General features: G+C 64.6%; 25 protein-coding genes and 1 tRNA gene. 10 read left to right on the plus strand and 16 right to left on the minus strand.

Translation table 11 applies throughout. The annotated features are described in order from the left end of the window. Positions 1-15 precede the first annotated feature (15 nt). Positions 16-1302, plus strand: coding sequence for a molybdopterin molybdotransferase MoeA (gene moeA, locus ACOABP_RS03610; protein ID WP_474227005.1), 1287 nt, complete (start codon positions 16-18; stop codon positions 1300-1302). A gap of 295 nt (positions 1303-1597) precedes the next feature. Further along, positions 1598-1879 (plus strand): hypothetical protein, encoded by a 282-nt coding sequence (locus ACOABP_RS03615; protein ID WP_092594280.1) that lies wholly within the window; start codon positions 1598-1600, stop codon positions 1877-1879. A 29-nt stretch (positions 1880-1908) separates the two neighbouring features. On the opposite strand, the gene rmuC is transcribed toward ACOABP_RS03615, so the two are convergent. From rmuC to ACOABP_RS03645, 6 genes are all read right to left on the minus strand, one after another. Further along, positions 1909-3276: a DNA recombination protein RmuC gene (gene rmuC, locus ACOABP_RS03620; RefSeq protein WP_474227006.1), complete on the minus strand. Its 1368-nt coding sequence runs from the start codon at positions 3274-3276 to the stop codon at positions 1909-1911. Positions 3277-3304: 28 nt separating this feature from the next. Then, positions 3305-4300 (minus strand): 2-hydroxyacid dehydrogenase, encoded by a 996-nt coding sequence (locus ACOABP_RS03625; protein WP_474227007.1) that lies wholly within the window; start codon positions 4298-4300, stop codon positions 3305-3307. Between the two features lie 5 nt (positions 4301-4305). After that, complete coding sequence (locus tag ACOABP_RS03630; RefSeq protein WP_474227008.1) at positions 4306-5736, minus strand: sodium:proton antiporter; 1431 nt, start codon at positions 5734-5736, stop codon at positions 4306-4308. A 204-nt stretch (positions 5737-5940) separates the two neighbouring features. Continuing rightward, positions 5941-6627, minus strand: a complete 687-nt coding sequence (locus ACOABP_RS03635) for a LutC/YkgG family protein (protein WP_474227009.1) — start codon at positions 6625-6627, stop codon at positions 5941-5943. Positions 6628-6696: 69 nt separating this feature from the next. Beyond that, on the minus strand, positions 6697-7875 hold the full coding sequence (pncB, locus tag ACOABP_RS03640) for a nicotinate phosphoribosyltransferase (protein ID WP_474227010.1): 1179 nt from the start codon (positions 7873-7875) through the stop codon (positions 6697-6699). A 92-nt stretch (positions 7876-7967) separates the two neighbouring features. Next, positions 7968-8477, minus strand: coding sequence for a hypothetical protein (locus tag ACOABP_RS03645; RefSeq protein ID WP_474227011.1), 510 nt, complete (start codon positions 8475-8477; stop codon positions 7968-7970). Between the two features lie 478 nt (positions 8478-8955). Between ACOABP_RS03645 and fdxA the strand changes: the two genes are divergently transcribed. The 6 genes from fdxA to rpsU all read left to right on the plus strand — a co-directional run bounded on the left by fdxA (position 8956) and on the right by rpsU (position 13110). Further along, the gene (gene fdxA / locus ACOABP_RS03650; RefSeq protein WP_474227012.1) at positions 8956-9279 is read left to right on the plus strand and encodes a ferredoxin FdxA; all 324 of its coding nucleotides are present in this window, start codon (positions 8956-8958) and stop codon (positions 9277-9279) included. Between the two features lie 139 nt (positions 9280-9418). After that, positions 9419-10522 (plus strand): NAD(P)/FAD-dependent oxidoreductase, encoded by a 1104-nt coding sequence (locus ACOABP_RS03655; RefSeq protein WP_066731021.1) that lies wholly within the window; start codon positions 9419-9421, stop codon positions 10520-10522. Between the two features lie 242 nt (positions 10523-10764). Beyond that, a tRNA-Asn gene (locus ACOABP_RS03660) sits at positions 10765-10840 on the plus strand. Positions 10841-11019: 179 nt separating this feature from the next. Beyond that, complete coding sequence (locus ACOABP_RS03665) at positions 11020-11859, plus strand: helix-turn-helix domain-containing protein (protein ID WP_474227013.1); 840 nt, start codon at positions 11020-11022, stop codon at positions 11857-11859. Between the two features lie 24 nt (positions 11860-11883). Then, entirely contained in the window at positions 11884-12546 is a 663-nt protein-coding gene (locus ACOABP_RS03670) for a LysE family translocator (protein WP_474227014.1), read from the plus strand. 351 nt (positions 12547-12897) lie between these two features. Next, entirely contained in the window at positions 12898-13110 is a 213-nt protein-coding gene (gene rpsU / locus ACOABP_RS03675) for a 30S ribosomal protein S21 (RefSeq protein WP_066731027.1), read from the plus strand. Positions 13111-13179: 69 nt separating this feature from the next. Here the strand turns inward: rpsU and ACOABP_RS03680 are convergent, their stop codons facing one another. Further along, entirely contained in the window at positions 13180-13797 is a 618-nt protein-coding gene (locus ACOABP_RS03680; RefSeq protein ID WP_474227015.1) for a LysE family translocator, read from the minus strand. Positions 13798-13945: 148 nt separating this feature from the next. Between ACOABP_RS03680 and nodI the strand changes: the two genes are divergently transcribed. Both nodI and ACOABP_RS03690 read left to right on the plus strand, forming a co-directional pair. Beyond that, a complete protein-coding gene (gene nodI, locus ACOABP_RS03685) occupies positions 13946-14887 on the plus strand; it encodes a nodulation factor ABC transporter ATP-binding protein NodI (protein WP_474227766.1) in 942 nt (313 codons plus the stop codon). Between the two features lie 9 nt (positions 14888-14896). Continuing rightward, on the plus strand, positions 14897-15751 hold the full coding sequence (locus ACOABP_RS03690) for an ABC transporter permease (protein WP_474227016.1): 855 nt from the start codon (positions 14897-14899) through the stop codon (positions 15749-15751). A gap of 70 nt (positions 15752-15821) precedes the next feature. Here ACOABP_RS03690 and ACOABP_RS03695 read toward each other — a convergent pair whose 3' ends face one another. The 9 genes from ACOABP_RS03695 to trpB all read right to left on the minus strand — a co-directional run bounded on the left by ACOABP_RS03695 (position 15822) and on the right by trpB (position 25584). Then, positions 15822-17030, minus strand: a complete 1209-nt coding sequence (locus ACOABP_RS03695) for an O-succinylhomoserine sulfhydrylase (protein WP_474227017.1) — start codon at positions 17028-17030, stop codon at positions 15822-15824. 32 nt (positions 17031-17062) lie between these two features. Further along, complete coding sequence (purF, locus tag ACOABP_RS03700; RefSeq protein ID WP_474227018.1) at positions 17063-18595, minus strand: amidophosphoribosyltransferase; 1533 nt, start codon at positions 18593-18595, stop codon at positions 17063-17065. A 116-nt stretch (positions 18596-18711) separates the two neighbouring features. Then, positions 18712-19209 (minus strand): CvpA family protein, encoded by a 498-nt coding sequence (locus ACOABP_RS03705; RefSeq protein WP_474227019.1) that lies wholly within the window; start codon positions 19207-19209, stop codon positions 18712-18714. Between the two features lie 108 nt (positions 19210-19317). Next, positions 19318-20076 (minus strand): SPOR domain-containing protein, encoded by a 759-nt coding sequence (locus ACOABP_RS03710; RefSeq protein WP_474227020.1) that lies wholly within the window; start codon positions 20074-20076, stop codon positions 19318-19320. Between the two features lie 73 nt (positions 20077-20149). After that, positions 20150-21460, minus strand: a complete 1311-nt coding sequence (folC, locus tag ACOABP_RS03715; RefSeq protein WP_474227021.1) for a bifunctional tetrahydrofolate synthase/dihydrofolate synthase — start codon at positions 21458-21460, stop codon at positions 20150-20152. Positions 21461-21538: 78 nt separating this feature from the next. Then, the gene (gene accD, locus ACOABP_RS03720) at positions 21539-22411 is read right to left on the minus strand and encodes an acetyl-CoA carboxylase, carboxyltransferase subunit beta (protein ID WP_066731042.1); all 873 of its coding nucleotides are present in this window, start codon (positions 22409-22411) and stop codon (positions 21539-21541) included. A gap of 217 nt (positions 22412-22628) precedes the next feature. Further along, complete coding sequence (gene trpA / locus ACOABP_RS03725; protein ID WP_474227022.1) at positions 22629-23426, minus strand: tryptophan synthase subunit alpha; 798 nt, start codon at positions 23424-23426, stop codon at positions 22629-22631. Between the two features lie 17 nt (positions 23427-23443). Then, positions 23444-24391 (minus strand): DNA-methyltransferase, encoded by a 948-nt coding sequence (locus ACOABP_RS03730; RefSeq protein ID WP_474227023.1) that lies wholly within the window; start codon positions 24389-24391, stop codon positions 23444-23446. Then, positions 24391-25584 (minus strand): tryptophan synthase subunit beta, encoded by a 1194-nt coding sequence (gene trpB / locus ACOABP_RS03735; protein WP_066731067.1) that lies wholly within the window; start codon positions 25582-25584, stop codon positions 24391-24393. The genes ACOABP_RS03730 and trpB overlap by 1 nt, the downstream gene beginning before the upstream one ends. Between the last annotated feature and the right edge of the window lie 26 nt (positions 25585-25610).

The following is a 25610-nucleotide window of genomic DNA, read 5'->3' on the forward strand; positions in this document are numbered from 1 at the left end:
GTCGCGACCCAGACCATGCCTTCGCTGCAATCCGTCATCTCCTGCCAGTCCGACTACGACCCCACTGCCCTGCCGGTGGATCAGGCCAACGCCATCATTGCCGATGTGGTGGACCCGGTTCGCGGCATCGAGCAACTCGCGATTCGCACCGCGCTGGACCGCGTGCTGGCCGTCGACGTGATCTCGCCGATCGACGTTCCTGCGCACGACAACTCGGCCATGGACGGCTACGCGTTCTCCAGCCAGGCGCTGGCCCAGGGGGACGCCAGTATTGCGCTGGAGGTCATCGGCACCGCCTATGCGGGCAACGCCTTCGCTGGCGAGCCACAGGCGGGCCAGGCGGTTCGCATCATGACCGGCGCGATCATGCCGGTGGGCTGCGACACCGTGATTCCACAGGAATTTGTTGAAATCCAGGCGGGCGGCAATCTGGTGCGCTTTGCACCCGACGCAGTGCGCGCAGGCGACAACCGCCGGCTGCGCGGCGAAGACCTGGCACGCGGCCAGGCGGCGTTGCACGCGGGCCGCATCCTGACGCCGGCCGACCTGGGCATGCTGGCGTCGCTGGGCGTGGCCGAGGTAAAGGTACGCCGGCGCCTGCGGGTGGCGTTCTTCTCCACCGGCGACGAACTGCGTTCGATCGGCGAGCCGCTCGATCCGGGCTGCGTCTACGACTCGAATCGCTACACGCTGCACGGCATGCTGCGCCGGCTCAATGTGGAGCTGATCGACATGGGCGTGGTACGCGACGACCCCGAAACCATGGAGGCAGCGTTCCGCAGCGCCTGCGAGAACGCCGACGCCATCATCACGTCAGGCGGCGTGTCGGTCGGCGATGCCGACTATACGAAGCAGATCATGGAAAAACTTGGCGATGTCACGTTCTGGAAGATCGCGATGCGCCCGGGGCGGCCGATGGCGTTCGGGCGGATTTCGTCGAACGGCCACGATGCCATGCTATTCGGCCTGCCCGGCAATCCCGTGGCCGTGATGGTCACCTTCTACCATTTCGTGCGCGGCGCCCTGCATCGCCTGATGGGTGCCAACGTGGCGCCGCTGCCCCGCTTCCGCGTGCGCACCACCACGCCGATTCGCAAGAAGCCCGGCCGTACCGAATTCCAGCGCGGCATTCTGGCGCCTGGCGCCGACGGCAATCTGGAGGTGCGGCTGACGGGCCAGCAGGGATCGGGCGTGTTGCGGTCGATGAGCGAGGCCAATTGCTTTGTGGTGCTCGATCACGATCAGGGCTCGGTGGCCGCTGGCGATTCCGTGCAGGTGATGCTGTTCGACGGCCTGATCTGACCCTGGCCTCACCCTGATCTGACACCGGGCGCCCGGCTTGGGCGCTTGTTTCCGGCGCGTCCCGCCACGCGGAACATCGCCCGGAAGGCATGAATGAATCCGATTCATGCGCCACTTGCGGTGCCCGGCGCCGGCCACCGTCAACGGTGTCGTTTTTGTGCCGCATACATTGTCGGAAAGCACCGTTGGGCTCTGAAATGCCTCATCCGGCAGTGGGGCGGTCTAGGCGTCGCAGGCACCAATCGCTACACTTGCAGCACGAAAATCCCAATTCCCCAATATCTTGTCTGTCGTCATGCACCAGGAGATCGCGTACCTCCACCCCGTCAAGACTGCCCGCGCGCTTGTGCTGGTCTATCTGTGCTTTTCGGTGCCGATCGTGGCCATGGGCCTGTTCGTCGCCTTCGTGCGCTACGGCGACCTGCCCGGCATTGCCGTCTTCACGGCCCTGATCCTCAACGCACTGATCGGCTTTGGCCTGCTCTGGCTTGGCTGCCGCGCGTACAACTGGGTGGCCGCGCGCTTTGGCGGCATCGAGGTTCACATCCGTGAACTGAGCCCCGAAGACCGCCAGTAATTGCTACCAGGCCGACATTTATTCGGCCACTAGGCCAGCCGGTCCTCATGCTGCCCCGGGCTCTCGTCAGCCGGGGCCGGATCGGTAGCCGTTCCAGCGCCCATCATTCCCGACGTTCCCAGCAACTGCTCCGCAACCTCCCCCGGCAACGCCTCTACGGTACGCAGCTTGCGCTCCATCTGCCGCGTACGGACTTCCGCCTGCTCGATATTGCGCGCCGCGCGCACCAGCGTATCGCGCGTCTTGGCCAGAACTTCGCCAAATTTGCCGAATTCCGTCTTTACGGCCCCCAGCACTTCCCACACTTCGCTCGACCGCTTTTCCAGCGCCAGCGTCCGGAATCCCATCTGCAGGCTGTTGAGCAGCGCCGTTAGCGTCGTAGGGCCGGCCACGGTCACCCGGAAATCACGCTGTAGCAAGTCGGTCAGCCCCGGCCGCCGCAGGACTTCGGCATAGAGCCCTTCGGTCGGCAGGAACAGGATGGCGAAATCGGTGGTGGCCGGCGGTGCCAGGTATTTCTCGGCAATGGTCTGGGCCTCGCGGCGTACCGCCACTTCCAGCTCGCGACTGGCTGCGCTCACACCGTCCACGTCGCCGCGCTCCTGCGCGTCGACCAACCGTTCGTACTGCTCCTTCGGAAACTTGGCGTCGATGGGCAGCCAGACCGGACTGCCGCCCACTTCCCGGCCAGGCAGACGGATGGCAAATTCCACCCGCGCACCCGAATTGCGTACGGTCTCCACGTTCTTGCCGTACTGGTCCGGCGTCAGGATCTGTTCGAGCAGCATCGCCAGTTGCACTTCGCCCCAGGTGCCTCGCGTCTTGACGTTGGTCAGCACACGCTTGAGATCGCCAACCCCCTGCGCCAGCATCTGCATTTCACCCAGCCCGCGATGCACCTGCTCCAGACGCTCCGACACAAGCTTGAACGACTCACCCAGCCGTTGTTCCAGCGTGGCATGCAGCTTCTCGTCCACCGTACGTCGCATTTCCTCCAGTTTTGCCGCGTTATTGGCCTCGATATCGCGCAGCTTCTGCTCCAGCGTCGCGCGCACATCAGCCAGCCGCCGTTCGTTGGCTTCCGACATCTGCGCGAGCTGTTGCTGCTGCACCGTGGCGATGCTGGTCAACTGCGTCGACAGTTGCTGCTGGAACCGCAGCATCTGCTGCCCCGACTCGCTGCGATTGCCACGCGCCGTTTCGGCCAGCTCGGTACGCAACTCGCGCTCGAGCCGCTCCAGCCCACGGGCAGTGTCCTCGCGCACGTCGTCGCGCAGGTCGCCCAGCATCGGCATCAGTTCGCCGGTGCCGGTGCGCGACTGGCGCATCAAGAGCACGATCAGCAGGATCACCGCCACCACCGTGGCGGCCAGGGTCAGCAAGGAGATAAGCGACATGGAAATAAAAGCTGGCGATCCGTGCGCTTCAACGGCGACGCGGCATGACCTCGGGATTGACGACGGTCTGCGGCTTGCCGGCCTGCGGACCGGCGTCGAGCGCGGCGATCAGGTTGTCGGCCGCCAGATTTGCCATGGCCCGGCGCGTCTTTTCGGAGGCACTGGCGATGTGCGGCGTCAGCACGACGTTCGGCACGGTCAGCAGGTCGGGATGCACGCTCGGCTCGCCCTCGAACACGTCGAGCCCTGCGGCAAATATCCTGCGATCGCGCAGCGCCGCTGCCAGCGCGCCGTCGTCGACGATGCCGCCACGCGCCAGGTTGATCAGCGTGGCCGTGGGCTTCATCAGCGCCAGTTCCGCCGCGCCAATCGCATGATGGCTCTCGGGGCTGTATGGCAGCACCAGGATCAGGTGGTCAGACTGCTTCAGCAATTCGGCCTTGCTGACATAGCGCGCGTTGAGCGACTGTTCGACATCGGCCGGCAACTGGCTGCGGTTGTGATACAGCACCTGCATGCCGAAGCCGGCCGCACGGCGTGCCAGCCCCTGCCCGATCCGGCCCATTCCGAGGATGCCCAGCGTGCTGCCGTAGATATCCATGCCTACCAGCATGTCGTAGCTCCAACGCTCCCACTTGCCGGCGCGCAGGTAGTGCTCGCTCTCGGTCACGCGGCGGGCAGTCGCCATCAGCAGTGCCCAGCCGAAATCGGCGGTGGTCTCTGTCAGCACGTCCGGCGTGTTGGTCGCCACGATGCCTGCGGCGGTCAGCGCCGGCACGTCCAGGTTGTTGTAGCCCACCGCCATGTTGCAGACCGCCCGAAGCTGCGGCAATGCGGCGACCAGGTCGCCATCGATCCTGTCGGCCGCATTGGCCAGTACGCCAGCCTTGCCGGCCAGTCGCGCGCGCAACGTCGCCGCGTCGAGGACCAGATCCTCCTGGTTGGCATCGACATCGAAATATTGCGAAAGACGCTCGATCACATCGGGGAAGATGGCGCGCGTGACAAGGACAGGGGGCTTCATGGCAGTCATACGTGGAAGAAAAGGAACGTCATCACCAGGAACAGCGGCACCAGCACGGCGCAGGACCACGCCATGTAGCCGAAAAAGCTCGGCATGCGCACGCCACGACTTTCGGCTATCGCCTTGACCATCAGGTTGGGCGCATTACCGATATAGGTATTGGCGCCCATGAATACGGCGCCGGCCGAAATGGCGGCCAGCGTCGAGGCATCGCGGGTCATGAGCGTGGCGGCGTCACCGCCAGCGGTGTTGAAGAACACCAGATAGGTCGGCGCGTTATCAAGAAATGACGACAGGATGCCGGTGGCCCAGAAGTACATGCTGTCGATCGGCTGACCGTTGCTGTCGCTGACCGTCCGGATCACGCCGGCGAACGCGCCATCGGTGCCAGCCTTGAGCATGGCAATGACGGGAATGATCGTCAGGAAGATGCCGGCGAACAGCTTGCCAACTTCGAGCATCGGCTCCCAGTTGAACTCGTTGCCATTGCGCGCGGCATGCGGGGTCGCCAGCAGCGACACCAGGGTCACCCCGATGAGCAGCACATCGCGCACCAGGGCTGGCAGCGGCACCTCCGTCCCCATCACGTCGAATGCGATGCCCGGTTTCCACAGCCCGCTCATCAGCACCAGGCCAACCACGGCTGCCAGCAGCACGAAATTGACCTTGCCTTCGAGGCGGATCCCCGGCGAGTCCGGCGTGGGGTCCTGCGCCTGCGGCAGTTCTTCCTCGCGCTTGAGGAAATAGTAGCGATCGATGGCATAAAACAGCGCCAGCAGCACCACCCAGATGAAGATCGTCTCGGGCAGGATGTTGCGCAGGGTCCAGGTGAACTCCACGCCCTTGAGGAAGCCCAGGAACAGCGGCGGATCGCCAAGCGGCGTCAGCGCGCCGCCGGCATTGGCGACCAGGAAGATGAAAAATACCACCACATGGGCCACATGGCGCCGGTTGTCATTGGCGCGCAGCAGCGGCCGGATCAGCAGCATCGCGGCACCCGTGGTGCCCATCAGGCTGGCGAGCACCGTGCCCAGTGCCAGGATGCCGGTGTTCAGCCGCGGCGTGGCGTGCAGGTTGCCGCGCACGCAGATACCGCCCGCCACCACGTAGAGGGCCGTCAGCAGGACGATGAACGGAATGTATTCGGCCAGCAGCGCGTGCACGGTATTGGCGATGGCAGCATGCAAGCCGAACTGCGCGGCGAACGGCACCAGGAACAGCGCCGCCCAGGCCGCGGCGATCTTGCCGTAATGGTGATGCCAGAATTTCGGCGCGATCAGCGGGAACAGCGCAATCGACAGCAGGATGCCGGCAAACGGCAGGCCCCACACGGGCGACAGCGCGGCCCCGTCGACATCGGCCGCGAATGCCACGGCTGGCGACAGCAACAGCGTGGCGAGCAAGTATTGGGGAATCAGCGTGGCAACACGACGCATCAGACAGCAATCTCCTTCATCGCAACACACGCCCAGGCGCGCACAAGGCACGGACCGGCGGTGAGACAGACGACAAGGCGCACGCGTCCGGAGTGGTTACCAAGGCGGTGGGACGGCAGCACGCAGCGAAGGGCTCAGTGTAAAGCAAACCCTTTTGAGAATGGTCTGAAAGTGCCTCAATACGCGCGCCGCAGCGCGCGCCGGTCATTGCTGATCGACCAGGATCACGTGTACCCGATACGGACCATGGGCGCCCAACACGATGGTCTGCTCGATATCACCCGTGCGCGACGGCCCACTGATGATGTTGGTGGCGCGCGGCAGCTGACCATGTTCGACACGCATGCGCGCGAACGCCTCTTCCAGATTGGCGACGATGCGCGACACCGGCACCACGGCGATATGGGTTTCCGGCAGCAGCGCGGCCGATGCGAAGGTATCGGGGCCCGACAGCAGCATCAGCGAGCCGGTCTCGGCAATCGCCACGAAACAGCCGGTGATGCCGACCAGGTCGCCGTGCTCGCGATCCGCCTGCGGTTCGCGCACCGGCGGCCGGCATTCCACCTCCAGGCCCTGCGCGGCCCACGGCAGTTCGCCCAGGCTGGTCCAGGCCACGGCGCGGCGCGTCAGCTTCAGACCATCCAGATAATGCAGCACGGCGCCAGGCACGTCGGCCAGCGTCGCAACGCGGTCTACCGTGGAGGCCATCTTCTGCGCCTGCACGCTGAATGCTGCGGCACGGTCTTCGGCCACGTCGGGTCGAGGCCCCTGCGGATGGCGCGTCAGGTAGTCGGCCACGGCGTCGCGCTCGCCCTGCGTCACCGCAGCCCCCCTGCCCTGGGCGGCGCGAATGCGGGCGAAGATGCGGTCACGGGCAGCGTTCGTTTCCATGGTAGGGGCCTGAAGGGTTGCGGGGCTCGCCGATTATAAGAAAACGGCGATGGCCGTGGATGAATCCGGTTAAGCGGATGCCTGAACTTCGAACACCTGCCGCAGGTAAGCCAGGTAGCCCGGATCGTCGCACATGGTCTTTTCAGGCGTGTCCGACAGCTTGGCAACCGGCTGGCCGTTGCAGCGGACCATCTTGATGACGATCTGCAGCGGCGTGTAGCCAAGGTCGTTGGTCAGGTTCGTGCCCACGCCAAAGGCCAGCTTGCAGCGGCCGTGGAAGCGCTCGTAGAGCTCGATGACCTTCGGGATGTTCAGCGCATCGCTGAAAATCAGCGTCTTGCCGCGCGGGTCGACGCGGTTGGCGGCGTAGTGCGCGATCATGCGTTCGCCCCACTCGAACGGGTCGCCCGAGTCGTGCCGCACACCATCGAACAGCTTGCAGAAGAACAGGTCGAAGTCGCGCAGGAACGCGTCGAATCCATAGGTATCCGACAGCGCGATGCCCAGGTCGCCACGATATTCGCGCGCCCAGTTCTCCAGTGCATAGACCTGCGAATCGCGCAGGCGCGGCCCCAGCGCCTGGCAAGCCTGCAGGTATTCATGCGCCATGGTGCCCAGCGGCGTCATGTTGTGCATCCGCGCGAAGTGGACGTTGCTGGTGCCGGCCAGTTGCGGCCCCAGGATGTCGCGCATCGACAGCAGCACCTCTTCCTGCCAGTCGCGCGAAAAACGCCGGCGGGTGCCGTAGTCCGCGATCACGCAGTCGTGGTATTTCGACGACTTCAGCAGGGCCAGCTTGGCCTCCAGCCGGCGTCGCCCTTCGTCCAGATCGGCCTGCGGCTGCGTCCGGCGGAAGTACACCTCGTTGACGATGGCCAGCAGGGGGATCTCGAACAGGATGGTATGGAGCCACGGTCCGCGGATCGTGATGTCGATCTCGCCATTGTCCTGCGCCGACGGCTGCACGACCACGTATTTCTGATTCAGGTGGAACAGCTCGAGGAAGTCGACGAAATCGCTCTTGATGAAGCGCATGCCGCGCAGGTAGGACAGTTCGTCGTCGGAAAAGCGCAGTTCGCAGAGCTGGCGGATCTCGTCGCGGATCTCTTCGACATATGGCGTCAGGTCGACGCCGGCATTGCGGCATTTGAAGCGGTATTCGACTTCGGCCTGCGGAAAGTGGTGCAGCACCACCTGCATCATCGTGAACTTGTACAGGTCGGTGTCGAGCAGGGAACGGATGATCATAGCGAAGCCAAGGCTTGGGGCGCGGCGAAGTCAGGCCATCATGCTAACCGAAAGTCACGCGCGGCATATGGATGGCCGGCCCTTGCGCGGGGTCAGCCGCCGTCAAGCCCGCGCAGCGCCGGCGACGTCTGGCGGGCAGGCCGCTTCGACTGCAGGCACCACAGCTGCTGCCCCTGGTCGCCCTGGCAGGTGACCAGCGTGGCCTGGGTGCGCGGCACGGCCGCCGGCAACGGATCGGCAAAATTGGCGGATGCCACCATGATGCGTTCCTGGTAGACCGGCTGCCCCGCCCGGTCGAAGCGCAGGACCTGTATCAGGGTATCCGGCGAAGGCTGCAGGTCGTTGCTGCACGGCAGGAAGCCGTCGCGGTTGCAGTTCGCCATCGCCATCCCCGCCGGGGTCCGGATCACGCTGAAGCTGTCCCAGTCGAAGGCGGTCAGCGCGGACAGGGCCACGGGCTGGTCGGTACGCGCGCGCCACGCCACCAGGCGGGACACCACGCTATCGGCCATTTCGCCCTGGCGCGGCTGGGCGGGCTGGGCAGCCGCCCCGGCGCCCAGGATGGCGCAACACAGCACCGCGGCACTGGTCAAACCGACCATCCGACTCCCCCTTCGGCACCCCATCAGGCTGGCTGGCATGAGCAAATCCCTTCGCAAGATTGCTGTCGATCAACGCGTGCGCAATGCACGGAAACGGAACGTAAAGGGCCGGCGGGGGCACCCGCGGGCCTGAAAAGCCACGCATGACACAGGGGAATAGTAGTCCGGGAGCTTGCCGCGCGGACGCCGATCGGCCCGGAATCTGGCGCCAGAAGCCACTTCGGGGCCAATTTCGCACCAAAAGTACATAAAGAAATAAGAAAACTATCTGACCCGGCTATATAGACTCACTATCCTTGCGAGAAGGCTCAGCTACAATATCGGTCTTTGAAAGGCCTCGGCCGTCGCTCGCCCCAAGTTATCCCGATTGACACGCGCGGTGTTTGGCGCGTACCGGGCAACTCGCAAGAGCGACCGGCAAGAATCCGGCCTTGGACAATACCCCCATCGAAGACCGATCCGTTTTTCTGGAACCGAAATGACTCACGTTGTCACCGAAGCCTGCATCCGTTGCCGTTACACCGACTGCGTTGATGTGTGTCCGGTCGATTGTTTCCGCGAAGGCCCGAACTTCCTGGCCATCGATCCCGACGAATGCATCGACTGCGCCGTGTGCGTGGCCGAGTGCCCGGTGAACGCGATTTACGCCGAGGAAGATGTTCCCGGCGACCAGCAGCAGTTCATTGACCTGAACGCCGAACTGGCCCGCAACTGGCCGTCCATCACCAAGACCAAGGCCCCGCTGGCCGAGGCCGAGGAATGGAAGGACGCCTCCGACAAGCTGCAATACCTGCAGCGCTAAGACAAGACTGACGCAACGGGCACGCGAATCCCTGCCGGCGGCACGCCGGATTTGCCTGCCCAGCGTCGCAGAAAGCCGTCCCCACGCGCTTTCCCGTAATACCGGGCACCTGCCGTGCCCACAACGTATCAGGACGAATATGGACTTGAGCATTCCAAATCCCGTGGCCGACGCGACCCAGCAGGCTGGCGGCAACAACGGCGGCCAGCCGCTGGAAATCGACGCGCTGATCGTTGGCGCGGGCCCCGTTGGCCTGTTCCAGGTGTTCGAACTCGGCCTGCTCGAAATCAAGGCGCACGTGATCGACTCGCTCAAGGTAGTGGGCGGCCAGTGCGTGGAGCTGTATCCGGACAAGCCGATCTACGACATCCCGGCCGTGCCCATCTGCACGGGCCAGGAACTGACCGACAACCTGCTCAAGCAGATCGAGCCGTTCTCGCCCACGTTCCACCTGGGCCAGGAAGTCAGCGTCGTCGAGCGCCGTGAAGACGGCCGCTTCTTCGTCGAGACGTCGCTCGGAACCCGCTTCATCACCAAGACCATCTTCATTGCCGCCGGTGTGGGCTCGTTCCAGCCGCGCACGGTCAAGGTGGAAGGCATCGACAAATTCGATGGCAAGCAGCTGTTCTACCGCGTGAAGGATCCGAGCCGCTTCCACGGCCGCAACCTCGTGATCGTGGGCGGTGGCGATTCGGCGCTGGACTGGGCGCTGGACCTCCATGGCAAGGCCGAGTCGATCGTGCTGATCCACCGCCGCGATGGCTTCCGCGCCGCCCCGGCGTCGGTCGCCAAGATGCGCGACCTGTGCGAACAGATGGAAATGCAATTCATGGTCGGCCAGATCGGCGGCTATGAAGAGAAGGATGGCGTCCTCACCGAGATCAAGGTGACCGGTGGCGACGGCGTGACCCGCCGCATGCCGCTGGACGACCTGCTGGTGTTCTTCGGCTTGTCGCCGAAGCTCGGCCCGATCGCCGAGTGGGGCCTGGACCTGGAGCGCAAGCAGATCAAGGTGGATACCGAGAAGTTCGAGACGAACATCCCGGGCATCTTCGCCGTGGGCGACATCAACACCTACCCGGGCAAGAAGAAGCTGATCCTGTCGGGCTTCCACGAAGCGGCGCTGGCAGCGTTCGGCGCCGCGCCGTACATCTTCCCGGACAAGAAGATCCACATGCAATACACGACGACTTCGCCGAAGCTGCACAAGGTGCTGGGCGTCGAATCGCCGGTGTTCGACTGACCTGTCGAAGGCCAGCGCAAAAAAATCGCCTGCGGGCGATTTTTTTGTTTGCACAATTCAAAAAGCTGGCTATAATGCGGCCTCGCTGTTGAACACGGCAACGCAGCAAAAGGCGGAAACGCCCAGCGCTGGCCGGTTTCAAGGCGAACCAGAGTGACAACGACAACTTCTGACGAAAACAAAACGTTAAAAAGTTGTTGACGAAACGAAGAGAAGCTGGTTATAATTTCTTTCTCAGCTGTTCCCCGATAGCTCAGTTGGTAGAGCGCCGGACTGTTAATCCGTAGGTCCCTGGTTCGAGCCCAGGTCGGGGAGCCAACCAATAGCAGATGAAGGCCGATGCGAAAGCATCGGCCTTTTTCTTTTTCCGCCGCCGTCGTTGTTGTTCTCGCCACCGATCCGTGGCACACCATCCCCTCTCCCGCACAAACGTTCCAGAAAGTCCTGGCCGATCTGGCTATGATGAACGGTCGCACATTCCGAACCAGGACCCCGCAGTGAGCCCCCAGAGCTGGATCGACCTCAAGCAGGATGCCGACACCGGCATCGAGACGATTCGCGCCCATTTTGAAGGCCACGCCTACGATCCGCACTGGCACGACAGCTACCTGGTCGGCTATACCGAGCAAGGCATCCAGCAGTTTCATTGCCGGCGCGAAGTCCAGCGCAGCGTGCCGGGCAAGGTATTCACGCTCGAACCGGGTGAAATCCACGATGGTTATGCAGTGGCGCCGGAGGGCTTTACCTATTCGATGCTCTATCTGGACGCACAGTGGATGGCGCGTGAGCTGCACGCCCTGTTCGAAGATGCACCCGCGCACTGCCAGCCTGCCTTCGCGCATACGCTGAGCGAGGACCCGCAGCTGGTCGAAGCGATCGGCCGCGCGTTCACGGTGCTACAGCAGCCCGAACTGCGCATCGTCCGGCAGTCCGCGCTCGACACCCTGCTGGCGCAACTGACGTCCAATTTGCACTGGCGCACGCAGCGCGCCATCGATCCGCGCCTGCCGCTGGCAGCCCAGCGTGCTCGCGACTACCTGCACGACCATATGGACCAGGACATCGGCCTGGACGACCTAGCCGCCGCCAGCGGCGTGGACCGCTATCGGCTGACCCGCGCGTTCAAGACCGCGTTCGGCATCGCGCCCCATGCCTATCTGGTGCAGCTGCGACTGGCTCGCGCCCGCCATATGCTGGCACGCGGCGCCACGCCCGCCGATGTTGCCATGGCCCTCGGCTTCGCCGACCAGAGCCATCTGGGCCGCTGGTTCCGGCGCGCCTATGGCCTGACGCCCGCGCACTACCGCAAGCGCTGCTCAAACCTTCCAGACGCATAAGCTTGCGGCCGCAACAATGGCCGCATGAGCGATACCCTGCCCTTCCTCCCCTTCCTGATGTTCGCCCTCGTGGCGTCGATCACCCCCGGCCCCACCAACGTCATCGTGCTGAGCCATAGCGCGCGCCGCGGCGTGGCGGCCACGCTGCCGATCATTATTGGAGGCTGCGGCGGCGCCGCGCTGCTGGTGCTGACAGTCGGCATCGGCGTGGGCGACGCACTGGCGGCACACCCACTCCTGCAGCGTGCGATGGCCTGGGCCGGCGTGCTGTGGCTGTCCTGGCTGGCCTGGCAGATCTGGCGCAGCCCGGCAACCGCCATTGCGACCGATGGGGCTGCGCGCGCCGGCAATGTCGATAATGCGGTCGACAACGCGGGCCACGCCAAATCACGCCACAGACCGCTTGGGCTCGCCGGTGCCGCAGGCCTGCAACTCGTGAATCCCAAGACGTGGATGATGGCGCTGGCCGTGGTCAGCGTCTTTGCCGGTCACGGCGCGGACCAGTCGCACCAGGTGATCCTGCTGTCACTGATCTTCTTTGTCGTGTCGCTGCCCTGCATGGGAGCGTGGGCGGTTCTGGGAGCCGGGGCCGCGCGCTTCATCCGCTCGGCCGCGCAGATGAAGCGCTTCGAACGCCTCATGGCGCTGGTGCTGCTGGCCTCGGCCTGGGGCAGTCTGTTGCCTTGACGCAAAACCGCGTAAAAGGCGCGCTCACGCACATTTTCTGGGGTATAGTCTTGGATTGCCCTGAATAGCTTGACTCCCGTTCGGTATACCTGTAAAAGCTTATCGGCGTATTTCTTGCGCAATATCCACGGAAACAGGTAGTCGCCAAGTTTTTACCTAGCTAGGAAAATTTGGCCCGTCACCCCTGACACAGGCAGTACGGATTTCGGTCCGCAGCAGGTTCTAGGGGGCGCACCACGGCATTCGCCGCAGCGTGCGATACCACCGTCGCCGAAGGCTCCGGAGCCCGACGTGACACGTTTCCCTCCTATGAACCCACCGCCACCTGGCGGTTATTCCTGAAGGACTGAATTGACTAAGATCGTTCTGAAACCGGGCGAGCCCGTTGAAGTTGCAATGCGTCGTTTCCGTCGCTCCATTCTGCAGACTGGACTGATCGTGGAACTGAAGAGCCGCACCGCCTACGAAAAGCCGACGACCGAGCGCAAGCGCAAGAAGAAGGCTGCCGAAGCTCGTCTGCGCAAGCGTCTGCGCATGCAAATGCTGCCGAAGAAGCTCTACTGATTCGGGCATTGCCAAAAGAAAAACCGCCAGTTCGCTGGCGGTTTTTTTTCGTCCCGGCTCCGCGCGTCTTCAGGTACGCGTCGCGATCAGCGCACCGGCGCCGATCAGCGTGATACCGCCGGCACGCTGCACGTTGGCCTGTGCGCGTTGCGAGGTCAGCCGCGTAGCCAGCGAACGTGCCAGCAGCGCGTAGACCATGGCGTTGGCCGTTGCCAGCACGACGAACGTCGGGATCAGCACCACGGCCTGCGGCCAGAACGCCAGTTTGGCGTCGATGAACTGCGGCACGAAGGCGACGAAGAACACAATGCTCTTCGGATTCAGTGCCGTCACCAGCCAGGCCTTGGCAAAGCGCTGGCAGCCGCTACCCGACTGCGACGCCACGTCGAGCGAGCGCGCACGGTTGGCCGTGCGCAGCGCCTGCACCCCCAGATAGACCAGATAGGCCGCCCCAGCCCATTTCAGGCCCGTGAACAGCGTGGCAGAGGTTGCCAGGACCGCGCCCAGCCCCGCCATCGACAGCGTGAAGGCAGTGAGGTCTCCGGCCGCCACACCGGCCACCGTGGCGTAGGCGCTGCGCCCACGGTGCGCCAGGGCATCGCCGATCACCAGCAGGATGGTCGGACCCGGAATGATCAGCAGCACTACGCTGGTCAATACGAATGTGATCCAGTGTTCGAAGGACATGGGCTCTCCTCGTTGCAGCGTCGTTGTTGTTCTGGAAACGCCGAGAGTACGCCTCTCCGCTTGGCTCTGCCAGCCCGCCGATATGCCCCTGCGAATGGAATTGTCTTGCTGCGATGCGCCAACAATGCGTCACGCGATGGCCGGCATAATGGTGGATATCGCTCGCAAGGACTCCGCCTTGACTGCCATCCTTCAGATGCGCAATGTGCGCAAACGCTATGGCGACCAGCTCGTCGTCGACAACCTCGACCTGGAAGTCCAGCCCGGCCAGTGTTTCGGGCTGCTGGGCCCCAATGGCGCCGGCAAGACCACCACGCTGCGCATGCTGCTGGGGCTGGCCACGCCAGAATCGGGCACGCTGATGCTATGTGGCGAACCCATCCCCCAGCGCGCCCCGCAGGCTCGCATGCGCGTGGGGGTGGTGCCGCAGTTCGACAACCTGGACCCCGACTTCTCGGTGATCGAGAACCTGCGCATCTTCGGCCGGTACTTCGGGCTGTCGTCGGCCCGGATCGCCGAGCAGGTGCCCCGGCTGCTGGAATTCGCGCGGCTCGAGAACAAGGCCAACGCGCAGGTGCGCGACCTGTCCGGCGGCATGCGCCGTCGCCTGACCGTGGCGCGTGCGCTGATCAACGATCCGGACCTGCTCGTGATGGACGAGCCTACCACCGGCCTCGATCCGCAGGCGCGCCACCTGATCTGGGAACGCCTCAAGTCGCTGCTTGCCGCGGGCAAGACGATCCTGCTGACCACGCATTTCATGGAAGAGGCCGAACGGCTTTGCAACCACCTGTGCGTGATCGATGCCGGGCGCAAGATCGCCGAAGGCAAGCCGCACGAGCTGATCGACCGGGAGATTGGCTGCGATGTGGTGGAAGTCTACGGCGACGAACTCGAACCCCTGCGCGACACGCTGACCCCACTGGCCGACCGCTGCGAAATGCGCGGCGAGACGCTGTTCTGCTACGTGCGCCAGCCCGATCCACTGCTGGCCGCGCTGCACGGCAAGGGCGGCGTGCGCTACCTGCACCGGCCCGCCAATCTCGAGGACGTGTTCCTCAAGCTGACCGGCCGCGAGATGAGAGATTGAGAGACTGAGATGAGCGAACAGGATCCACGCAATCCCGACGTCGCAATTTCGCCAGGACCTGCGGCGTCGACAGCCCCCCAGCACTATCCCCAGCCCCTGCTGCCGCGCAATGCGCGCAACTGGATGATGGTCTGGTACCGCAACTACATGGTCTGGAAGAAGCTGGCCATCCCGTCGATGATCGGCAACCTGGCCGATCCGATGATCTACCTGTTCGGCCTGGGCCTTGGCCTGGGCCTGCTGGTGGGCCAGGTGCATGGGGTGTCGTATATCGCCTTCCTGGCGGCGGGCACCACGGCATCCAGCGTGATGATGTCGGCCAGCTTCGAGTCGATGTATTCGGCGTTCTCGCGCATGCACGTGCAACGCACGTGGGAAGCCATCATGCATGCGCCGCTGACGCTGGGCGACGTGGTACTGGGCGAAGTGCTCTGGGCCGCCAGCAAGGCGGTGCTGTCGGGCGCGGCCATCATGATCGTGGCGGGCCTGCTTGGCTATGCGCAGTTCCCGGGTGCCCTGGCCGCGCTGCCGGTGATCGTGCTGGCCGGCATCGCGTTCGCAAGCCTGGCGATGATCGTCACCGCACTGGCGCCGAGCTACGACTTCTTCATGTTCTACCAGACGCTGGTGATGACGCCGATGCTGCTGCTGTCGGGTGTGTTCTTCCCGCTGGAGCAATTGCCCGAAGGCGCGCAGAAGGCAACGATGATCCTGCCGCTGGCGCACGCGGTGGCGCTGATTCGTCCGTTGATGCTGGGCAGGCCCGTCGAGAATGCCGCGGTCCATCTGGCCGTGCTGGCAGCCTATGCGGCAGTGGCGCTGGTGGTGGCGCTGGTGCTGCTGCGCAGACGGCTGCTGCGCTGAAGGGTAAGGGTATTGAGAGAGAGGCGCTCTCCCGTAAGTGCGGAGAGGGCGTACAGCTTGCCCGAGTGGCTTACTGGCCCAGGCCGCGCAGCAGGTCGGCCTTCAGGTCTTCCACCGATTCCAGGCCGACGGCCAGACGGATCAGGCCCTCGGAGATTCCGGCGGCGGCCTTCGCTTCCGGCGCCACGCGGCCATGCGTGGTCGTGTACGGATGCGTGATCGTCGTGCGGGTGTCACCAAGGTTGCCCGTGATCGAGCACAGCTTCGTGTTGTCGATCACGCGCCAGGCGTTGACACGCATCAGTTCCGGCGTATCGCCCTTCAGTTCGAACGACACGATCGCCCCGCCACCACTTTGCTGGCGCTGGGCCACGGCGTACTGCGGGTGCGACTTCAGCGCCGGATGGAAGACACGGCTCACGGCCGGGTGCGACTCCAGGAACTGGGCCAGCGCCAGCGCGCTCTGCGAATGGCGCTCCATGCGGATCGCCAGTGTTTCCATGCCCTTGAGCATCACCCAGGCGTTGAACGCCGACAGCGTCGGGCCGGCCGTGCGCACGAACGGGAAGACCTTGCCCATGATGAAGTCGTGCTTGCCCAGCACGGCACCGCCCAGCACGCGGCCCTGGCCGTCGATGTGCTTGGTGGCCGAATGCACCACCACGTCGGCACCGAACCTGATCGGTTGCTGCAGCGCCGGCGAGCAGAAGCAGTTGTCCACCACGAACAGCGCGCCCGCATTGTGCGCGATCTCGCCCACGGCCGCGATGTCCGAAATCTCGGTCAGCGGGTTCGACGGCGTTTCCAGGAAAAACAACTTCGTATTGGGCTTTACAGCTGCACGCCAGGCGGCCAGGTCGGTGCCGTCGACATAGGTCGTCTCGACCCCGAACTTCGCCAGGATCGTGTTGAACAGCGTCATGGTCGACCCGAAGATCGACCGCGAGCTGACAAGGTGATCCCCCGCCTGCAGCGTAGCCAGCGCCACCGACAGGATCGCGCTCATGCCCGATGCCGTAGCCATGCAGGCCTCGGCACCTTCCAGCGCCGCCAGGCGGGACTGGAACATCGACACGGTCGGATTGGTGAAGCGCGAGTACGTGTAGCCCTCTTCCGAGTTGGCAAAGCGCTCGGCCGCCTCGGCGGCGCTGTTGAAGCAGAAGCTCGAGGTCAGGTACATCGCCTCGGAGTGCTCCATGAACTCGCCGGTACGCAGCGTACCGGCGCGTACGCCGAGCGTGTCAATGCCGTAGGACTCGGGTTGGAACGGTTCGCTCATGCTGCTGCGCTGCCCAATCTTGTGGATTGCCGTTACTCGTTGCCGCCCGAGCGCTGCAGGTGAAGCTGCGACCGTTCGGTTTCGCCACCGTTGCTGCCTTCGCGGTCGGCCTGGCTGCGCGCCGTTTCCAGGCGGTCCAGGTAGGCCTCGTCGATATCGCCGGTGATGTACTTGCCGTCGAAGCACGACGCGTCGAAGTCACGCAGGTTCGGGTTGATGTCGCGCACAGCCTGCTTCATCGCTTCCACATCCTGGTACACGAGCTGGTCGGCGCCGATCATGCGCGCCACTTCCTCGTCGGTGCGGCCGTGGGCCACCAGTTCGGCGCGCGTGGGCATGTCGATGCCGTACACGTTCGGGAACTTCACGGGCGGCGCGGCCGAGGCGAAGATCACCTTCTTGGCGCCGGCGTCGCGAGCCATCTGCACGATCTCGAACGACGTGGTGCCGCGCACGATCGAGTCATCCACGATCAGCACGTTCTTGTCCTTGAACTCCACGCCCATGGCGTTCAGCTTCTGGCGCACCGACTTCTTGCGCACCGCCTGGCCCGGCATGATGAACGTGCGGCCCACATAGCGGTTCTTGAAGAAGCCCTCGCGGTACGGCACGCCCAGCGCGTTGGCTACCTGCATGGCGGCCGGACGGCTCGAATCGGGAATCGGCATGACCACGTCGATCTCGCCAGCCGGCACTTCGCGGCGGATCTTCTCGGCCAGGTAGTCACCCATGCGCAGGCGGGCGTCGTAGACCGGCACGCCATCGATGCACGAGTCCGGACGTGCCAGGTACACGAATTCGAAGATGCAGGGCGTCAGTTGCGGATTCTCGGCGCACTGCTTGCTGTGGAACTTGCCGTCCAGGTCGATGAAGATCGCCTCGCCCGGCGCCACGTCGCGCTCCATCGTGTAGCCCATGCCTTCGAGCGCCACCGATTCCGAGGCAATCAGGTATTCCTTGCCGGTCGGCGTATCGACGCTGCCAATGCACAGCGGGCGGATGCCGAACGGATCGCGCACGGCCAGCAGGCCGTAGCCCGAAATCTGCGCCGTAATGGCGTATGCGCCCTTCACGCGGCGATGCATGCCGCTGACGGCCGTGAAGATGGTTTCCGGCACCAGCGACTTGCCATTGCTGGCGCGTTGCAGTTCGTCGGCCAGCACGTTCAGCAGCACTTCGGAATCCGAATGCGTGTTGATGTGGCGACGGTCGCGGCGGAACATCTCCTCGCGCAGCTGTTCCGAATTGGTCAGGTTGCCGTTGTGGGCCAGCATGATGCCGTAAGGCGCGTTCACGTAGAACGGCTGGGCTTCTTCCTCGCTGGAAGCGGAACCGGCGGTCGGGTAACGCACCTGGCCGATACCGGACGTGCCCGGCAGGCCGCGCATGTTGCGGGTGCGGAACACATCGCGCACCAGGCCGTTGGCCTTGTGCATGTGGAAGGTGCTGCCATTGGCCGTGGCGATGCCGGCTGCATCCTGTCCGCGGTGTTGCAACAGCAGCAGGCTGTCATAGATCAATTGGTTGACAGGGCTGGTGGAAACCACGCCGACGATACCGCACATGCCGAACTCCCAGGAAAGGCAAAATGATTCAGGGGCGCCGTTCCGTCATGTACGCGACGGAACTGCGTTGATACTGCGCCGCGAACGCCCAACGTTCAAGCACTCGCGTCTTTGATTCAGGTCTTCACGTACTTTGCCAGGTCGGGCGGCAGCCATTGGCGCAATTCGCCCATCGCCTGGATCACATACGGGCGCGACACCGCGTCGCGCCAGAAAGGTTCTTCCGGCAGCTTCGTGAGCCCCGCCAGCACGACGATCAGCATCACGATCAGCACACCCCGCGCCAGCCCGAACACCAGGCCCAGGCCGCGATCCGCCGGCTTCAGGCCGGTGGTTTCCAGCAACTGGCCCAGAACGGCCCCTGCCAGCGCCGACACGATCCACGTGCCGAAAAACACGGTCAGGAAACCCAGGGCACTGCGCGTGAGCTCGCCGCCCGGCAGCGACTCCGGCATCCACTTCGCGGCCATGCCGCCAAAGTGATACGCCAGCACGAACGCCACGACCCAGCCCACCAGCGCAAGCACCTCGCGCACCAGGCCGCGCAGCACGCCAATCAGCGCCGACGCCACCAGAATGAAGGCCACGCCATAGTCAAAAAAAGTAAAAGCCATGCGTGCGATGCAGGTTCCTGTCAGATGGGGGCGATCAGCCGCCCTGCAACCGGGACGTCACCGGCGATATGCGCGGGGACGGGATCGGAAACGAGGTTGTCCGGGACGTTACTGCTCCACCACCTTCGAGGTCAGCCCGATGGACCGCACCTTCTTGTCGGCCGCATCGGCTGCATCGCGGCTGGCGAACGGGCCCGCGCGCAGCAGGATGCGGTCGCCGTCGGCCAGCGTCTTCTTTTCCACGAACGCCGGCACCTTGCTCTCCTTGAGCTTGGCGAGCCAGTTCTTCGCGCGCTCTTCCGAAGAGAACGCACCGATCAGGATCAGGTATTTGGTATTGGCCGCAGCAGGCTTGTCAGCCGGCTTCGCATCGGCTGGCTTGGTTTCGGCCACCTTCGTTTCGGCCTTGGCGTCAGCGGCCTTGGCCTCCGGCCGGGCGTCCGCCTTCGGCTTGTCGGTCGACGGGGAGGTGACGATTTCCTCGCCTGCATCCAGCGCAGCGTCGTTGCGGCTGGCATTGGCCGACGGCGGCAGCGCCTGGGCCTTGCGAGCCTCGACCTTGGGCTTCTGTGCGCCCTGGCCGTTGGCAACGCTGACGGCCACGTCATCGGACACCGGCCGCGGCTTGTGCTCGAACACGATCGGCAGCACGATGACCGCGGCGGCCAGCAGCACCACGGCGCCGATCAGGCGGCGGCGTGCGCGTTGTTTCTGGGGGAAGTCGGGATCGAGGGTATCGTCCGTGTATTCGTCGGCCGTGCGGCGCGACGCGCCGATGCCGGCGCCAGCTTCTGCGCGCGTACGGCGACCGCGTTCGGGTGCCGGGTCAGTGCCCTTGCGGGACGAAAACAGCGAAAGCAGGCCCATAGATGCCCAAAGAGTGGTGTTCGGTGTGATGTCGTTCCGGCCCGGGAGTTCAGCCAGGAATCGGGACAGCGATTCAGTTGGCCTGCGTGGCGCGATATGCCATCACGCCAGCCACGGTATAGAACGATCCGAAGACCAGGATTCTATCATTCTCGGTTGCTCTCTCGATGGCATCGCGATACGCCAGTTCCGGACTTGAGAAGCACGCCGCGGTGTTATCCGGCCCTTCCCGGAAGCCCGTGGCTTCCAGTGCCTCGCGCAGGTCACTGGCCGTGGCGGCGCGGTCCGTGGGCAGGTCGCACAGGCACCAGTGGTCGACCTTGTCGGCCACGTGGCGCAACACACCGGCGATATCCTTGTCTGCCATCGCGCCGAACACTGCATAGGTGTAGCGGAAGAACCCCATGTTCTCCATGTTCTGGCCCAGCGTGGCCGCCGCATGAGGATTGTGCGCCACATCGAGGATCACGGCCGGACGTCCCGGCATCACCTGGAAGCGGCCCGGCAGTTCTACAAAAGCCAGCCCATTGCGCACTTCCTGCGCGCTGACCGGCAGGCGCGGGCGCATGGCCTGCAGCGCGGCCAGTGCAGCCGACGCGTTCAGCAGCTGGTTGGCGCCACGCAGCGCCGGATAGCCCAGGCCGTTGAGCTTGCGGTCGCGGCCCGTCCAGTCCCATTGCTGGCGCTCCTGGCCCGCTGCGGCCTGGTGGCGGAAATCGCGGCCCACCAGCCACAGGTCGGCGCCGATGGCCTCGGCATGATCGATCAGCGATTGCGGCGGCATGGGGTCGCCGCAGACGGCCGGTACATTCGGACGGAAGATGCCGGCCTTCTCGTAGCCGATCTTCTCGCGCGTGTCCCCCAGGTACTGGGTGTGGTCGATGTCGACGCTGGTGATGACCGCACAGTCCGTATCAATCACATTGACGGCGTCGAGCCGGCCGCCCAGGCCCACTTCGAGGACGATCGCGTCCAGCCCGGCCGACGCGAACATATGGATGATGGCCAGCGTCGTGAATTCGAAATACGTCAGGCTGACCGGATCGGCAAAGCTGGTGCGGGCGCGCTCCACGGCCTCGAAGTGCGGCAGCAGCTGCGCATCGGTGGCCTGCTCGCCGTTCAGGCGGGCGCGCTCGTTGAACGTGATCAGGTGGGGCGACGTATGCAGGCCCACCTTGTAGCCGGCCTCCAGCAGGATGCGTTCGAGCATCGCGCAGGTCGAGCCCTTGCCGTTGGTACCGCCAACCGTGAAGACCACGGCGTCGATGCGCAGTCCCAGCGCTTCCTTGACGCGCGTGATACGCGTCAAACCCATGTCGATGCCCACGGGATGGGCGGTTTCGAGGTGCTGAAGCCAGTCGGGGAGTGTGTGGAAGATGGGCATGCTGAATTACGACACGACTAAAAACAAAATGGCGCGGGTAGGTACCCGCGCCATTGTCCTGCAAATCACGCTACCGCGTCAGGCCACCGCATCGGCCGGCTGCTTCTGCAGCAGCGCCAGCAGCTGGGCAATTTCCGCGCGCAGACGGCGACGATCGACGATCATGTCGATGGCGCCCTTCTGCAGCAGGAACTCGGCGCGCTGGAAGCCTTCCGGCAGCTTCTCGCGCACGGTCTGCTCGATCACGCGCGGGCCGGCAAAACCGATCAGCGCCTTGGGCTCGGCAATCACCACGTCGCCCAGGAACGCGAACGATGCCGACACCCCACCCATCGTCGGGTCGGTCAGCACGCTGATAAACGGCAGCTTGGCGTTCGACAGCTGGTTCAGCATGGCCGTGGTCTTGGCCATCTGCATCAGCGACAGCAGGCTTTCCTGCATGCGCGCGCCGCCCGTGGCGGTCACGCAGATGAACGGCACCTTCTGCTCCAGCGCGGCCTGCGCGCCACGCGCGAAGCGCTCGCCCACCACCGAGCCCATCGAACCACCCATGAACTCGAACTCGAAGCAGGCCACCACCACCGGAATCGTGTGGATCGCGCCACCCACGACCACCATCGCGTCGGTCTCGCCGGTGTCATCCATGGCGGCCTTGATGCGGTCCGGGTACTTCTTCGTGTCCTTGAACTTCAGCGCGTCCACCGGCACGATTTCCTGGCCGATCTCGAAACGGCCTTCGGCGTCCAGCAGCTTGTCCAGGCGCTCGCGCGAGCGGATGCGCATGTGGTGGTCGCACTTCGGGCAGACGTGCAGATTGGCTTCCACGTCGGTGCGGTACAGCGTCGACTCGCACGACGGGCACTTGACCCACAGCCCTTCCGGAATGCCCTTGCGGGTGGAGGGGTCGGTCTGTTGAATCTTGGGAGGCAGGAGTTTATCCAACCAGCTCATGAAAGCTCCTTTCGGATAGCTGCCGCCCGCGCATCGACGCCTCTTTCTTGAGAGGCGGACACAGGGACGGCAGGGAATCAGGCCGCGAATTTACCACGCCCGGCACATCTCGCCTAAGCAAAACGCGCCAATTGTGCCGCTTAAGTCTCAAACGGCTGCAATTGGCGACGATTTTTGCTGCGTTTTTCAGCCGGCCGTCACGCCTGGGACACGTTTTTCAGGCGTCCAGCGCCTGGCGGATTTCGGCGATAAACGTACGCAACGCTTCCACGGCCTTGTCGCGCGGTGCATCTTCCAGCAGTTGCACCAGGCGGCTGCCAATCACCACGGCGTCAGCCACGCTGCCGATGGCGCGCGCCGTCTGCGCATCGCGAATGCCGAAACCGACACCCACGGGCAGGTTGGCGTGCTGCTTGATCAGCGGCAGGCGGGCGGCCACGCTGTCGAGGTCCAGCGTGGCCGAACCGGTCACGCCCTTGAGCGACACGTAATAAAGATAGCCGCTGGCGACCTTCGCCACAGCGGCAATGCGGTCGTCGGTCGACGTCGGCGCCAGCAGGAAGATCGGATCCATCTGGTTGGCGCGCATCAGGCCGGCGAACGACTCGCATTCCTCGGGCGGGTAGTCGACCACGAGCACGCCGTCCACGCCGGCGGCCGAGGCGGCCTTGGCGAACGTTTCCTCGCCCATGCGTTCGATCGGGTTCGCGTAGCCCATCAGCACCACGGGCGTGGTGTCGTTGGTCTGGCGGAATTCCTTCACCCAGGCCAGCACCTGCGTCAGCGAGACGCCTTGCGCCAGGGCGCGCTCCGAGGCGCGCTGGATGACGGGGCCGTCGGCCATCGGGTCGGAGAACGGCACGCCAAGCTCGATCACGTCGGCGCCGCCCTCCACCAGCGCGTGCATCAGCGGCACGGTCAGCGCGGGCGCCGGGTCGCCGGCAGTGATGAACGGAATCAGGCCCTTCTTCTGCTGCGCGGCCAGTGCCGCGAAAGTCTTCTGGATACGGGACATGTCGTTGACCATCGGAATCAGATAAGGCGCTGCACCGCCGACGCCGCGTCATTGGCATCGTCGTTGGCAGCAGCCGGGGTCGCTTCGGTGCCTGCGGGCAGGCTGTCAGCCACGCCGTCGGGCTGGATCGGGGCATACACGGGCTGGGCCGCCGTCACGCGATCGCGCACCAGCGAGGCGTACTGCGGATTCATCTCGAATCCGACAAAGCGACGGCCGTGGCGCACGCAGGCCACCGCCGTGGTGCCGCTGCCCGTGAACGGGTCCAGCACCACGCCGCCCGGCGGGCAGCTCGACAGCACCATGCGCTCGACAATCTCCAGCGGCTTCTGCGTGGGATGGTCGGCGCGCTCGGGGTCTTGCCGGTGAATACGCGGCACGCTCCACAGGTCCTTCGGGTTGTAGCCCACCTCGAGCCACTTCTTGCCCTCGAAGCGCGGCCGGCTGCGCGCCTTCTTGGTCTCGGCATCGTACGGAATGCGCACCGGGTCCAGGTCGAAGTAGTAGTCGCGCTGACGGGCAAAGAAGCCGATGTTGTCGTGCACCGACGAGAACTTGCGCGTGGTGCCGCCCATGCTCGGCACGCGGCGGTCCCAGATGATCTCGTTGATCATCGTCAGTCGCTTCTTGAGCATCACGAACAGCTCGGGCGAGTACTGCCACGTGCAGAACAGGTACAGCGTGCCCTTGGGGGCCAGCTTCGGGATGATGGCGTCCATCCAGCGCTCGGACCATTCCAGGTAGGCGTCGCCCGACAGCAGGTCGGAATCGTTGCCGTAGTCCTTGCCAAGGCCGTAAGGCGGGTCGGCGATGATCAGGTCGACCGATCCGACTTCGATGCGATTGATGCCTTCGAGCGCGTCTTCCTGATACAGGCGGACGGCTTCGGTATCGAGGATGTCGAACGGCGCCGCGGCGCCGCCCTCTTCCGCTTGAATCGTGGTGTCAGGGGGCAGCGCACGCATTACAGCTTCAACCCCGCACGTTCGGCCACCGTGTGCATGTCCTTGTCGCCACGGCCGGACAGGTTCACCAGCAGCAGCTTGTCCTTCGGCAGCGTCGGCGCCAGCTTGCATGCATAGGCAATGGCGTGGCTCGATTCCAGCGCCGGGATGATGCCTTCAATGCGGCAGCAGTCGTGGAACGCCTTCAGCGCTTCTTCATCGGTGATCGGCACATACTGCGCGCGGCCGATGTCCTTGAGCCACGCGTGCTCCGGCCCCACGCCCGGGTAGTCCAGGCCGGCCGACACCGAGTGCGTCTCGATGATCTGGCCGTTTTCGTCCTGCAGCAGGTAGGTACGGTTGCCGTGCAGCACACCCGGCGAACCGCCGGTCAGCGATGCCGCGTGGCGCCCCGTGTCCAGGCCGTCGCCGGCCGCTTCCACGCCGATCAGCTGCACGTCCTTGTGCTCGATGTACGGGTAGAAGATGCCCATCGCATTCGAGCCGCCGCCCACGCACGCGATCACGGCGTCCGGCTGGCGACCGGTCAGTTCCGGCATCTGCACCTTCGACTCTTCGCCGATCACGCACTGGAAATCGCGCACCATCATCGGATACGGGTGCGGGCCGGCTACCGTGCCGATGATGTAGAACGTGGTCTCGACGTTGGTCACCCAGTCGCGCATGGCTTCGTTGAGCGCGTCCTTGAGCGTCTTCGAGCCGCTTTCAACCGGCACCACCGTGGCGCCCAGCAGCTTCATGCGGTAGACGTTGGCCGCCTGGCGGCGCACGTCCTCCGAGCCCATGTAGACCACGCATTCCATGCCGAAGCGCGCGGCAATCGTCGCCGTGGCCACGCCGTGCTGGCCTGCACCGGTTTCGGCGATCACGCGCTTCTTGCCCATGCGCTTTGCCAGCAGCGCCTGGCCGATCACGTTGTTGATCTTGTGGGCGCCGGTGTGGTTCAGGTCTTCGCGCTTGAAGAACAGTTGGGCGCCGCCCAGCGTCTCGCTCCAGCGCTGCGCGTGGTAGATCGGCGACGGACGGCCGACAAAATGCTTCAGCTCGCGCTGGAATTCGGCGTTGAAGTCCGCGTCTTGCTGGTAGTGCGCATAGGCATCGCGCAACTCGTCCAGTGCGTGGACCAGGGTTTCGGAAACGAAGCTACCGCCATAGGGGCCGAAATGGCCTCGGGAATCGGGCAAGTCGTACATGTCCAGGCTCTTAGGTGGCGTTTCGC

The organism is Cupriavidus sp. HE11 (genome assembly GCF_056097175.1).

Coding starts and splice junctions, on each gene's coding strand:
- moeA (WP_474227005.1), top strand. CDS start 16: ATGCCTTCGCTGCAATCCGTCATCTCCTGCCAGTCCGACTACGACCCC.
- ACOABP_RS03615 (WP_092594280.1), top strand. CDS start 1,598: ATGCACCAGGAGATCGCGTACCTCCACCCCGTCAAGACTGCCCGCGCG.
- rmuC (WP_474227006.1), bottom strand. CDS start 3,276: ATGTCGCTTATCTCCTTGCTGACCCTGGCCGCCACGGTGGTGGCGGTG.
- ACOABP_RS03625 (WP_474227007.1), bottom strand. CDS start 4,300: ATGAAGCCCCCTGTCCTTGTCACGCGCGCCATCTTCCCCGATGTGATC.
- ACOABP_RS03630 (WP_474227008.1), bottom strand. CDS start 5,736: ATGCGTCGTGTTGCCACGCTGATTCCCCAATACTTGCTCGCCACGCTG.
- ACOABP_RS03635 (WP_474227009.1), bottom strand. CDS start 6,627: ATGGAAACGAACGCTGCCCGTGACCGCATCTTCGCCCGCATTCGCGCC.
- pncB (WP_474227010.1), bottom strand. CDS start 7,875: ATGATCATCCGTTCCCTGCTCGACACCGACCTGTACAAGTTCACGATG.
- ACOABP_RS03645 (WP_474227011.1), bottom strand. CDS start 8,477: ATGGTCGGTTTGACCAGTGCCGCGGTGCTGTGTTGCGCCATCCTGGGC.
- fdxA (WP_474227012.1), top strand. CDS start 8,956: ATGACTCACGTTGTCACCGAAGCCTGCATCCGTTGCCGTTACACCGAC.
- ACOABP_RS03655 (WP_066731021.1), top strand. CDS start 9,419: ATGGACTTGAGCATTCCAAATCCCGTGGCCGACGCGACCCAGCAGGCT.
- ACOABP_RS03670 (WP_474227014.1), top strand. CDS start 11,884: ATGAGCGATACCCTGCCCTTCCTCCCCTTCCTGATGTTCGCCCTCGTG.
- ACOABP_RS03680 (WP_474227015.1), bottom strand. CDS start 13,797: ATGTCCTTCGAACACTGGATCACATTCGTATTGACCAGCGTAGTGCTG.
- nodI (WP_474227766.1), top strand. CDS start 13,946: ATGGTGGATATCGCTCGCAAGGACTCCGCCTTGACTGCCATCCTTCAG.
- ACOABP_RS03690 (WP_474227016.1), top strand. CDS start 14,897: ATGAGCGAACAGGATCCACGCAATCCCGACGTCGCAATTTCGCCAGGA.
- ACOABP_RS03695 (WP_474227017.1), bottom strand. CDS start 17,030: ATGAGCGAACCGTTCCAACCCGAGTCCTACGGCATTGACACGCTCGGC.
- purF (WP_474227018.1), bottom strand. CDS start 18,595: ATGTGCGGTATCGTCGGCGTGGTTTCCACCAGCCCTGTCAACCAATTG.
- ACOABP_RS03705 (WP_474227019.1), bottom strand. CDS start 19,209: ATGGCTTTTACTTTTTTTGACTATGGCGTGGCCTTCATTCTGGTGGCG.
- ACOABP_RS03710 (WP_474227020.1), bottom strand. CDS start 20,076: ATGGGCCTGCTTTCGCTGTTTTCGTCCCGCAAGGGCACTGACCCGGCA.
- folC (WP_474227021.1), bottom strand. CDS start 21,460: ATGCCCATCTTCCACACACTCCCCGACTGGCTTCAGCACCTCGAAACC.
- accD (WP_066731042.1), bottom strand. CDS start 22,411: ATGAGCTGGTTGGATAAACTCCTGCCTCCCAAGATTCAACAGACCGAC.
- trpA (WP_474227022.1), bottom strand. CDS start 23,426: ATGTCCCGTATCCAGAAGACTTTCGCGGCACTGGCCGCGCAGCAGAAG.
- ACOABP_RS03730 (WP_474227023.1), bottom strand. CDS start 24,391: ATGCGTGCGCTGCCCCCTGACACCACGATTCAAGCGGAAGAGGGCGGC.
- trpB (WP_066731067.1), bottom strand. CDS start 25,584: ATGTACGACTTGCCCGATTCCCGAGGCCATTTCGGCCCCTATGGCGGT.